1 protein-coding gene is annotated in these 13,445 nt (G+C 50.4%); it reads right to left on the bottom strand.

The features are described 5' to 3' along the window. Window positions 1–17 precede the first annotated feature (17 nt). On the bottom strand, window positions 18–13,445 hold the full coding sequence (locus RUW00_RS02660; RefSeq protein ID WP_315956459.1) for a type I polyketide synthase: 13,428 nt from the start codon (window positions 13,443–13,445) through the stop codon (window positions 18–20).

Genomic DNA, 13,445 nt, shown 5'->3' with positions numbered 1-13,445 from the left:
TCCTTCCCACTCCTCTCTCATTTAAATGCTTTCCAGAACATTTTTTTCGCAGGAAGCTCTTGTTTCTCCGCTCGTACGTCAGGTTCTTTTACCAGAGCCTTACGTCTTAATGACGGTACCGGCAGCGGCTTTCTTTTCAATCGGGTATCTTTTTCTTCCCAAGCTTCCAGAATAACGTGGGCGTTCGTTCCGCCGTCGGCAAAGCAGTTGATGGCTGCTGACGGTCTGGCTGCATCCCATTCGCCGGCTGTTTTATGAAAGTGAAAATCTGTCTTTGTTATATCAAAATACGGCATCGGTTCGTCTCCTGAGAGAAACGGAACCGTTTGTTTATGCTTCAGCATTAATACGACTTTAATGAAGCTTGCGATGCCTTCTGCGCAAAGCGGATGCCCGATGTTCGGCTTGATTGACCCGATGCCGAGCGGAACATGCTGACCTGAGCGGTATACGGATTGAATCGCCTTCAGCTCAAGCAAATCAGTCACCGCGGAACCCGATCCGTTTGCTTCGATATAAGTGATGTCTTCCGGCTTTTTGCCGCTTTTGAAAAGCGCGCTTTGCATAACGTCTTTTTGCGCCTGCATATTAGGGGCTGACGGGCCTGCCGTTCTGCCGTCATTGTTCATGGCGGCGGCCTTAATGACTGCGTGTATCGTGTCGCCGTCTTTTTGCGCCTGGCTTACTGTTTTTAACAGAACCATGCCGACGCCTTCACCGAGGACAACTCCGCCTGAACGCTTGTCAAATACGTGAAATGCCGGTTTTTCGTTTAACAGCCCGCGCTCTTGGAACATCCGGTGCGCCGCATCCGTGTTCAGCAGGCTGACGCCGCCAACTACCGCCGCTTTGATATCGCCGCTTCTCAGTGCCTGAACGGCCATGTTCATTCCTGTCAAAGCCGATGAACAAGCCGTATCAAGCACGATGCTCGGCCCGCGCAGATCAAAAAATTGCGAAACGTTTGCCGCTAAATAATTCTGCCCGCCCGCAACGATCGGGTTGCGGGTATTCGCAAGACTTTCAGGATCAGGCTGATGCTGGCTGCGGCCTCCGATATACACACCGGCTTCTATGCCCTTGATTTCTTCACGGGTATAGCCGGCATGGCACCAAAGTTTCAAGCTCTCTTCCAACACCGCCAACGCCTGAGGGTCCATCGCTTTCGCGTCGTTTTCCGGAATGAAAAAGAATTCGGAATCAAAGTGATCCATATTGTCAATCAATCCCGCAACGTATTGATTTGCATATCCGAAACGTTCCGCCGGGACGGAGCCGATTGCGGACCTGCCGCTTCTCAGCAAGTCCCAATATTGGTCTAACGATTCCGCTCCCGGAAAACGGCAGCTCATTCCGACGACGGCAATGTCTTCAGTTACAGCATCACGCTTTTGTTCAGTGTGAACCGTTTGTACGGCAGCCGGAACCAAGATTTCAGTATCAGGTTCCTCTCTTTCTGCAAGCAGCGGCTGCCCATTGGATACAAGCCATTCGGCAAACGCGTCAATCGTCGGATGTTCATATAAAACAGATGGGTCTAAGTCCTCTTTGAGCGCTTGATTCATTTGCTGTAAAAGCTGCGCTAAAATGATCGAATCAACCCCGTAATCCTGAAACGGTTCGTCTGTTTCCAGTTCTTCCGGAGCGATTTTCAGCTCATCGGAAAACAATTTCACAAGCCACGCCTTCGTATCAAGAAGCAGTTCTCTGTCTGAATGTTTTTCCGCGGCTTTGCCGGTTATTACGGCTTCAGTCTCTTTTTGTGTTTTCTCTTGACAGAGCAGCCTGTCAGGATGCCATTCGCTCCGATCAACGATAGCCGGCAGAACGGACGGGCGGATGTTTTCAGATAAAATGCGGTCCAGCAAGTCAAGTCCTTCCGCGTTGGACAGTCCCAGCAGCCCGGTCTGCTTCAGGCTTTCTGTGCGGACTTCACCCAATCCGGTTTCCTTCCAGTTCGGCCATTGAATGCTGACTAACGGATATTGATGCTGATGAGCCGCCGCGAAATAATCCATGTACGCATTTGCCATCGCATAATCCGACTGTCCCGCCGCGAGCGCCGGAACGACTGCAGATACTGAAGAAAATAAGACAAAAAATTGCAAAGGATCATTTGTGAAAAGGCTGCTTAATGTTTGAAGCCCTGCGACTTTCGGTTCCAGCACTTCTTGTATATCGTCGGCAGTCTTTCTGATAAACGCCGGATTTACTGAATTAACCGATCCCGCACAGTGAATGACGCCGCCGATCGGTCCCATCGTGCGCCGGATCGTTTCAATTTCCGCTGCCGCCGCATCATGATCAGACAATTTCAGACTGATCACCGCCACTTGCACTCCTTTTGCTTCAAGCTCTTCAATCCCCCGTATCTTCTCTTTCAGCCTCGTATTAACGGCTGACCGTTCATGGCGGGGAGGAATCGGTTCCCTGCCTGTCAGCACTACTTTTTTCACGCCGTGTTTTTCTGTGAAATGGCGGGCGCATAAGAGACCCAGTCCCCTCGTGCCTCCGGTAATGAAAAGCACATGGTCTTCAGGAAACGGTGCGGGCTTATGTTCTGCTCGCTTCCCGCTTGGAATCTCCCTGAATAAAGCACGGTATCTCTGTCCGTTTCGGCGGCAGATTTCCGGTTCTGTGCTGTCCGCCGAAAATTCATCTGCAATCTGTTTGGCAAGCGTCTGCTGATCCGTATCTGTATCGGCATCCATGTGTCTTGACGTCACGTTTTGATACTCATTTTGAAGCATTCTGTACAGGCCGCTTTTTGCCGCTCCTGCAAGATGAATCGTTTTCTGCTGAAATGGCTCCAATCCTTTTGTTACATATAGCAGCGTCAGCGGCCGCGCTTGCCGGCGGCTTGTATCAATCAGAGTCTGGAGCCGGCTGATCCCTTCCAGTGAAAGGTCTTCGTCTCCGCATCCCGTCAGATCGATTGCGCCATCTATGTGATTCCAATCGCTAGCTGCAGTATCAGCGGAATCGACCGGGAGAATGAACGAGTCAGCGAAATGCTTCGCAGTCTCTTCGGCTAGCTCCGCTGTCCTTGCATCAGCCAGAATCATGACCGTCCTGCCGCTTTTCTCACCGGCCGAATCGATCTCACACGGAACCCATTGCTTTTCTAAAAGCACAGCCTTGCGCCGGTCTTCTGTTTCCTGCGGTACGGCTTTCGGCTCAGGCAGCCAGTACGGCTCCTTCGCAAATGGGTAAGCCGGCAGACTGATTCTGCGGGGTTTTTCGCCTTGATAGAGTCTGTCCCAGTCCATCTGAAGCCCTTTGGCCCACAATTCCGCTATTTTGGCGTATTTTTTCTTATCGAACCATGACCTCACAAGCTGCTTCAGGTCATCGTCCGTTTCAAATGCTTTGATTTCTTTTTTAGCCGTTTTGATATGGGCTTCATATATCCCTTCACCCGTATTTCCGTTTACAAAATCGGTTAAACGGCTGATCAGTTCTTCTCTCGAACCGGCTGTAACCGCAAGACGGTAATCCATCGCATCACGCCCGGTTTGAAGCGTGTACGCCATATCTGAAAGATTGATATTCTGATTGGCTTTTGCAAATTCGATCACAGACTCGGCATAGGTTTTTACCTGGGGCGCTTTTTTCGCCGACAGCACAAAAATGTTTGTCTCATCAGGCTTACGGCTTCCCCGGTCTTTCGGCTGATACTCTTCGATAACGAGATGAGCGTTTGTGCCGCTGTAGCCGAATGAGCTGACACAGGCCCGCCGCGGTGCTCCGCCTGTTTCCCAAGGTTTGAGTTCGGTATTGACAAATAAAGGCGAGTCATCGAAATCAAAATGTTCATTCGGCGTGCTGAAATGAAGGGTCGGTACAAGCTGCTGATGCTTCATCGACAGCAGAACCTTCTGGACGCTTGCTACACCTGCCGCCGCCGACGTATGCCCAATATTCGATTTAACCGAACCGATGGCGCAAAATTGTTTGCGGTCCGTTTTTTCCTTAAATACAGAAGACAGGGCTTCTAATTCAATCGGATCCCCCTGCTTTGTGCCGGTGCCGTGCATTTCCGCATAGGTGATGCTCTCAGGGTGGATGTTGTGCGCTTCATACACTTGGCGCTCTAAATCCATTTGGCTTTTCGCGCTTGGTGCGGTAATGCCGTTGGTTTTTCCGTCCTGGTTAATTCCAGATCCGATAATGACTCCGTAAATATGGTCTTGATCGGCTTCCGCATCTTTCAGCCTCTTCAAAACGAGCGCCCCCGCGCCTTCGCCGGGCACAAATCCGTTCGCACTGTTATCAAATGCTTTACATTGGCCGTCAGGAGACAGCATTCCGGCTTCACACATGCTGATGTATGATTCAGGCGTTAAATACAAGGTCACGCCGCCGACAAGCGCCATGTCAATTTCATGATTCAACAGCGCCTGACGCGCCAAATGAGTCCCGACGAGAGATGAAGAGCATGCCGTATCAATCGGAATGGCCGGCCCTTTCAAATCGAGATAATAAGGCAGGCGGGCCGCCGCGATGCTGAAACTGTTGCCCGTCGCGCTTCCTCCTGTCTGATGGTTGTTTAACATCAAGCCGTATTCATTGTTCATAATCCCCAAATAAACGCCGCAATTTTTCCCGTTTAATTCTTTTGAGCTGTAACCCGCATCTTCAAAGGCTTTAAAACCTTCCTGTAAAAATATCCGGTGCTGCGGGTCCATAAGTTCCGCTTCAGACGGAGAAATATTAAAGAACAGCGGATCAAATTCTTCAATGCCGTCAAGCATACCGATTGATCTGCAGTATACTTTGCCCTTCTTGTTTAAGGCCGGATCATAGTATTTGTCTACATCCCAGCGGGAAAGCGGGATGTCGCGAATGGCATTTTTCGCACGGGCTAAGTTGTCCCAATACGTCTTTAGGTCCGGCGCATCCGGGTACTTGCCCGACATGCCGACGATGGCTATCGCGTCCGCTATCTCGTCTTTAGGCTCCCGTTTGGCCTGCACCGGTTCAGGTTCCTTTTGAACCGTTAATCTCTCAGGCTCGGCAGGTGTTTGCTCCTGCAGGGCGTGTTGCTGTGTAAGCGGCTTTGGACGTACGGGAACCGCCTGTTTTTTTCTTCCGCGGACGGACGGCTGCGTACGCAGAAAATCGGCAAATTGGCGGATTGTCGGATAATCATACACTTTCGTTACGTTACAGTCCGTGCCGTACCGTTTATTGACGGCCTTTATCCATTCAAGACCGGTAATCGAATCCATACCCAAGTCAATAAAGGCCTCATCAATATCTACCTCATGCCGCTCCATGTACAATACATCAGCCAGTGCTTTTGATAACTCGTCATGCACCGCTTCAATCGGTTCTTCCGGTTCGGCGGAAGCTGCCGTTTCAGACATCGCCTCCAGAATATCCGCTTCTGCTTGTATCACATGCTGCTTATGAGCGTTTAAAGGCTGCAGCAGTATGTTTGACGGTTTTTTCACGGCCTCTGTTTTCTGCGGTTCGGTTGCTTCCTCAAGGATCGGTTCTGTCCCGAGCTCTTTTTGCAAGAAAGCCGCAAACTGGCGAATTGTCGGATAATCATATACTTTCGTCACCGTAAGGGACGTGCCGTATGCTTTATTAACAGCCTTTATCCATTCAAGACCGGTGATTGAATCCATGCCGATATCAATAAATGTGTCGTCTGCGTCGATATCGTCGGCATCCATATATAAAACGTCTGCCAAACTTTCGGTCAATACGGCACTTACTTTTTCAACGGAAACCGCCGGACGGGAAACAGACTGTACGGTTCTTTTCGGTTTCGCGCCGCTCAAAGGCTGCAATGAAATGTTTGACGGTTTTTCTTTGGCAGTCTCCTCGTGAAGAGTTGTTACTTCAATGACCGGTTCCGGGGCGGCCGCCGGTGCGATCGGCGCAGACTGTGTTTCGCCCGGTCTTTTGACAGCTGCATCTGCTGATATGTCGATCCAATAACGGTCTTTTGCAAACGGGTAGGCCGGGAGACTGATTTTTTGCGGTCTGCCCATTTGATACAACTTATCCCAATTCAGCGGAAGACCCTTCACCCAAAGCTCTAATACCTTTGCGGCTTTGCCTTTTTCAAGCCACGCCTCAATGGTTTTTTCCATGTCCTCATCAGCCGCAAACAGCGCCATCGTGTCTTTATTCTGTTTGACTTGTCCGCGGTAGAGCTGGTCAATTGACTCCTTGCCGCCCGTAAATTCGTCAAGCTTTTCTTCAAGCTCGCGCAAATTGCTGACAATCATTCCGAGACGCTCTTCCATCGGTTCACGGCCGATTTGAAGCGTATATGCGATCCGGCTCAGATCCGCTTCCCGGTAACGCCCGCTCCGCAGCGCATCAAGAAGACGTTCCGCCCGTTTTTGAAGCCGTTTCTCATTTTTCGCGGAAAGGACGATCATCGACGGATGAGGCGCGGCAAAAGCCGTCTCCTTATCCTCATCAGCTGAATATTCTTCGATGACGATATGAGCGTTGACACCGCCGGCTCCGAATGAGGAAAGCCCCGCGGTTCTCGGCAATTCTTTATTTATTCCGTTTTCATTTATGACCGGTCTTTTCCACTCTTCAAGCGTCTGCTGCACTTTAAACGGCGTAGCGAGAAAATCAATATTCGGATTAAGCGTCCGGGAATGCAGTGACGGTGCGAGCTTCTTATGTTTCATTTGCAGGAGCACCTTCGTCAGACCCGCGATGCCCGCCGCGCTTTCACAGTGCCCGATATTGGATTTCGCTGAGCCGATGGCACAAAACTGTTTATCTTGTGTTTGTTCTGAAAAGACTTTTGTCAGACCCGTGATTTCAATCGGATCGCCGAGTGAAGTCCCGGTGCCGTGGGCTTCGATGTAGCTGACCGCCCTCGGATCGGTTCCCGCGTCTTTTAACGCCTGTTTGATCACCGCGGCTTGGGCGTTCGGATTCGGTACGGAATACCCGTTTGTTTTTCCATCATGGTTCACGGCCGTTCCTTTGATCAGGCCGTAAATATGATCACCGTCCGCTTTCGCTTTAGAAAGCGGCTTAAGGAGTACGGCGCCCACTCCTTCACCGGGCACATAACCGTCCCCGCCTTCTCCGAAACTTTCACATCTGCCTTTGCTTGATAAAAATCTGTTCTGGCCGAGCATCAAATATTTATTCGGATGAACGGATACATTGACGCCCCCGGCAAATGCTGCCTCGCATTCCCCGTTCCGCAAGCTTTGGCATGCCAGATGAATGGCTGTTAAAGAAGAAGAGCACATCGTATCCAGAGCCATGCTCGGGCCGTTAAAACCGAATACATAGGAAGCCCTGTTCGCAATTGATGACGGATTTCCGGTCAGCGCAAGCGATTTTCCGCGCGCCTGTTCTTCTGCTCCGTAAAGCTGATATTCCTCATACATGACGCCGACGTAAACACCGACATTGGCGCCAAGCAAATCACCCGATTTTTCCGTGAGCTTTTTGCGCGTGTAACCGGCATCTTCCATCGTTTCGTAGACACATTGCAGGAATAACCGCTCCTGCGGGTCCATCAATTTTGCATCCCGGGGCGAAATAGAGAAGAACTGCGGATCAAATTTGTCCACGTCTTTCAAAAATCCTCCCCATTTTCCGTACGTCTTGCCTTCTTTATCTTTATCAGCGTCGTAATAAAGACTGTGATCCCAGCGATCGTTTGGAATTTCGGTTATGCAGTCAGTGCCTTCACTCAAGTTCTTCCAAAATTCCTGAAGATTTTCGGCCTGCGGATATCGTCCTGACATACCGATAATCGCGATATCTTCACGCTCTGTCAGCTGCTGATTTTTCCGCGTGTCTGGACGGACTTGCGCAAAGCCTTTTTTGCCTTCATTCCGTTTGAAAACGGGCTTTACTTTCGCTTTCTCAGACAGCGCCGGTTTGGCTGCAGGGGTTTCTTCTGTTTTCATCCCGGTCACTTCCAGCAGCGTGTCCCGGTGTGCTTTCATAAAATACTGCGCCAGCGATTCGATATTCTGATATTCGAAAAACAAAGTTTTTGACAATGAGCCGAAGCTCTTTTCCAGCCGGCCCGTCAAATGCATAATCATAATCGAATCAATACCGTAATCTTCCATAGGCGCCTTGGCGTCAATTTTGCCGACAGGAAGTTTGGTCACTTCCGAAAGCACTTGTTTCAAGAAATGCTCCGTTTTTTCTGCAAGCATGTTCTCTCCGCCCGCTGTAAGACCTGCCGTTTCTTCGGTTTCGCTGCCCGAATCCAGCTGTTCATCCGCTGATTTTTTCAGAAACGCCCGGATTTTTGCGGCGTAGCCTTCCGTCACCATGACTTGGGATGTGTTTGCCGCCCACCCGCGGTACAAAGCCTGAATGCCGTTTTCTGTTTGCATAGGGACCATACCGCTTTCTTTTGTCAGCATGGCTTCCGTTTCAGCATCAACCGTCATGCCGCCGTCTTTCCAAAGCGGCCAGCAGATTGAAAGGGTGTGTCCATAGCGTTCATTTCGGGCTTTTTTACGGTTTCTTTTTTCACTGAAGGCGTTCATAAACGCATTGGCCATCGCATAATCAGCCTGACCCGCGCTTCCGGCGCTTCCGGCTCCGGAAGAGAAAAGAATCAGAAAATCCAGCTCAATGTCCTTTGCCGCTTCATCAAGATGAACCAGCCCGGAGACTTTCGGCGCCAGTACATCACGGATTTCATCCTTGTCCTTTTTCAGAATATAGTTGTCTTTTATCGTTCCGGCGCTGTGAATGATACCGTTTAAGCCGCCGTACTGCCGACAGATGTCCGCTATGAGCGATTGAACTTCTTGTTTTTCCGTCATGTCCGTTTGTTTGTACACGGCTTGCGCGCCGAGATCGGACAGTTCTTGAAGCTGGGATTTTTTACGGTTATCCAACAGAGAACGCCCCGTTAAAATAAGAACGGCGTCTTTTGCATGCCGGGCGATTTCTTTGGCGAATAAAAATCCGAGTCCGCCCGCACCGCCTGTGATCAGATAAACACCTTTATCCTTCCACGGCTTTTCGGCGCCGAACTGTTCCAGCCCTGTTTCCTGCCATTGTGCCGTATAGCGCCTGCCGTTTTCATAGCGAATATGCTTGTCATCAGGATGAGCGCTGCATTCTTTTACATATCGGGACAGCGTGTCTGCCTTGACGTCCGGCTCCGCTTCAATCAGCTGGCCGGTCAGGTTCGGGTTTTCAAGCGCCGCTGTTTTCAAAAGCCCCGTTAAGCCGCAAAGGAGCTGCGTATCCGCTTCTTGAGGCACGACAATCTGAATGAGCTCGCGCCCGCCGGAATTTGAAGCGAGGATTTTCTTCACTTCTTCGAACGCCTGAAGCGCACAAGCTTCAAACCGTTCGTCTTCACTCTTATGCTGATCACGGAGCACATGACAGCTGAAGTCTGTCTGTATGCTGTTCATTTGATCCGTAAACCGGTCAGATATCATCACGTGACGGGCTTTGAAATGGATCGGCGCTTTTTCATGTACAGCGGCCTTCTCTTCCCATACGTGTTCAAAAAATAGTGTATCTGTTTTATCCGTTTCAATTTCCCGTGCGGAATAACCAGTCATTTTCACACATACATTGCCTTGTTCGTCACACAAATCAATATCCAGCTTCTGCACAGCATCTTCAGGCTTACTTTCGCCGCTGTACGCAATGGATACCCACATATCACTTTTACAGCTTTTCAACACATCAATCTGTTCGAGAGCAAACGGCAGCATCGGCCGTATGTCAGTCCCGTCTCTGTCAAGCATTAACCCGATTGTCGCGTGGAAGGCCGCATCCAAAAAGCTCGGATGGAGGACAAACTGATCTTTTGTATGAGAAATAGATGACGGGAGTGAGAGCTTCGCGAGCACTTTGCTGTCGTTTGCATAGATTTCCGTGACCGCTTTGTGAGCATCTCCGTATTCAATCCCCATCTGTTTGTATGCCTGATAGCAAGCGTCAGGTGTGATCAGACGGCGAGACTCTCTTAATTTGTCAATCTCGATTTTGGCCGGTTCGCGCGCTCGGACAAACGCCGCGCTTCCTTGCGCATAGAGAACGGGCTCTTGTTCCGAGGAAGCCGATTCACTGTAAACCGTAAATCCCATCTCTCCATTTTCTTCGTCATAAAGGCGGAGATACAGTTCTGCGGACTCATCCGCCGCTGTAAACGGACGTATCCATACGACATGTTTCAGCCGGACTGTTCCTTCTTCCTTCGTTTCTGCCGCATGTTCCACGGCCGCCCGAACCATTTCCAGATAAGCCGCGCCCGGTAACGTCCGCTCGTTTTTGACGACGTGATCTTTCAGGAAAAATTCTCCGCCGCTAAAAGAGGACCGAAAACGGACGCCTGACATGTTTGATACATTTTCATGAAGGAGCGGATGCAGCATGCCTGCATTTTTTTGCGGCAGCGATTCTCTTTTCTCCGCCTTCGGCACCCAATACCGGATTTTTTCAAACGGATATGTCGGCAGGCTGATCCGATTCGGTTTGTTTTCACCGTACAAGAGATTCCAATCCATCGTTCCTCCGCCGGCCCACTTTTCGGCAATCATCCCCAGACTCCCGGAGGAAAGCCATTTATGTATCAAGTCCGGAGCAAGCTCTGCCTGTTTGCTTTTATCGGCTCGGTTCCGCCAGCACCCGCTGACCGTTTTACCCGCCAGAAAGCCTTCCAGCCGCTCTTTGAGCTGTGTCATATTCTGAGCGGTGAACGCAACCCGCTCCTCCATCTGTTCACGGCCGATCTGAAGTGTATACGCCGCATCCTCAAGCGGCAGGCCGGGATGAATAAATGCAGACAGCTTCGCAACATACTCTTTTAGCCGTTCTTCATTCCGGGCTGAAACCGGAAAAATGAATGTCTGTTCTCCTGCCGGTTCAGCATTTGTTCCGTGTGATTCTTCAGGGATAAATTCCTCCAGAATGAGATGCACGTTTGAACCTGTCGCCCCGAAAGAACTGATGCCTGCACGCCGGGGATATACGGTCTCATTTCCGTTTTCCGTCACTGAGGGCTGATGCCATTCTTCGGTATGATGCTGGACGTAAAACGGTGATTGTTCAAAATCTAAATACGGATTCAGCTCCTCGGAATGAAGAGACGGCACCAAAGTTTTATGGTGAAGCTGCAGGGCAACCTTGCTTAAGCCGCTGATGCCCGCCGCCGATTCCGCATGGCCGATATTGGACTTCACTGATCCGATCGAACAGAACTGTTTGTCCTGTGTGTACTGGCGGAACGCCTTGACAAGGCCTTGAACCTCAATCGGATCGCCGAGAGAAGTTCCCGTCCCGTGCGCCTCAATATAACTGACCGTGCGCGGATCGATGCCCGCTTTGTCCAGGCATTCTTCAATCAAATCGGCCTGCGCGACAGGGCTCGGCACGGAAATTCCGCTCACTGTCCCCACGTGATTGACGGCACTGCCCTTTATCACCGCATAAATCCGGTCTCCGTCTTTTACCGCCTCTCGCAGCGGTTTTAATAAAACGGCACCGATTCCTTCAGCCGGTACATAGCCGTCTCCGTCTTTCCCGAATGTATGACAAACCCCGTCTGTTGAAAACATGTCCCATAAACCGTATGTCAGATATTTATTCGGATGCAGCGACAAGTTGACGCCTCCGGCAACTGCCGATTCACATTCCCCGCGCCGAATGCTTTCCGCAGCAAGGTGAACCGCAGTCAGCGAAGATGAACAGACCGTATCGACCGCCATGCTCGGCCCATGAAAATTGCAAAAATATGAAACTCTGTTTGCGATTTGCGCATAATTAAGAGAAAGCGGGAATACATGATCTTCGGAAGAAGCTTCAGCCCCGACCAACGTATAATCCTTATGCATCACCCCTGCGAAGACGCCGACGCGCTGTCTCTTATTCCGTCCGCGCGCCTCTGCGAGCGACTTCGGCGTATATCCGGCATCCTCAATCGTTTCCCAGCATGTTTGTAAAAACAGCCGTTCTTGAGGGTCCATTGTTTCAGCTTCCCGCGGCGTAATCCGGAAAAATTGGGGATCAAAGCAATCCGGATCATCAATAAATCCGCCCCATTTTGAAATGCTCTTTCCGGAAGGCGACTTTACATTTTCAAACCGGCGCCAGTCCCAGCGAGACTCCGGAATTTCGGTAACACAGTTTTTTCCTTCTTTCAGGTTTTCCCAGAATTCATGAATATTTTCGGCCTGCGGGTAGCGGCCGGCCATGCCGATAATGGCGATATCTTCATCTTGCGGAACACTGCTTTTCCGTCTTCTCTCTGTTTGCGGCTCAACCGGCTTCTCCATTTTTGCCGGAGGCGCGCTGAAATGGCTCCCGTACTGCTCAGTCAGGAAAGCTGCCAGCTCTGCTGCCGTCGTATATTCAAACAGCAAAGTCGGAGAAAGGGTTTCGCCGATTTTTTCGCTGATCGTTTCGACGACGTCAAGCAGTCCGGACGATGTCAGCCCCATTTCATAGTAGCCGACTTGAGAATCAATCTGTTCAAGCGGCTTGCCGATTTTTTCCGCCATCAGATTCATGACATACCGCTCTGCTTCCTCATGCGGGTGTCCGCCTTCAAGCGATGCCGCAACTTCCGGTAAACCGGCTTTTTCAGGAGACTTCTCAGCAGGCTTACGGTCTGTATTGATCAGCTCGGCATCCCGCACGAGCTTGCTTGTGAAATCTTTCAGCTCGGCTACTTTCCGGCCGGATGCGTTAAAAAACTCCAGTGTAATGTAAATGAGCTCCTTTTCCTGCCGAAGCGACGAACGTTTGATTCTCGTGATGCAGCCGCTCTGCAAAGGTTCGGAAGCTGTAAAAGATTCGTAGAAAAGAGGCAGAAACAGCCTCTTTTCCCCATTTAACAGCGATGAGATCAATAGGTTTGCGCCGACGCCGCTTCCGTCAAGAAGAGTCGGATGGAACAAAAACCCCCCGGCCTGTCCCATCGCGTCTTTTCCGAGCGATACATCAAAGGTGACGCCGTCCCGCTCCTCAAACACTTCTCCTTCTGCTTTCATATATCCGCTGTGAACCAATTCCTGGCTTCTGCATTGTGCATACAGCTCATTTAAATCGATGGTGCGTTCCGCCTCGCGTTTGACAGAGTCAAGATCAAGCGTGTCACTGAAAACTGCGGGTGCCGTCTCGTGCATTTCCGCTTTGACGTAAATACGTTCTTCCGGCTGTACGCGTCCGCCGCTGACCTCAGCCCCTTTTGCGGTAAGTTTCCATCGCCCTTCTTTTACCTTTGTACATTCAACCGTAAGCTTGACGGCGCTGTCTTCTTTCGCAATAAGCGGCTGATATATGGATAAATGGCGCAGCTGAAGCCCGTCGTATGAATAGCCGCGCTCTTTGAAAATCTGATAAAACATATCAATATAAGCCAATCCCGGAAGGACTTTTTGTCCGTAAACGTCATGATGTAAAATAAACGGATTTTTCAGCGATAAAGTGATTTGCTTATTGAAGTTCTTCAC

The organism is Bacillus sp. IS1 (assembly GCF_032461585.1).
Classification (GTDB): domain Bacteria; phylum Bacillota; class Bacilli; order Bacillales; family Bacillaceae; genus Bacillus; species Bacillus velezensis.
This window is presented reverse-complemented; position numbering and strand designations above follow the sequence as displayed.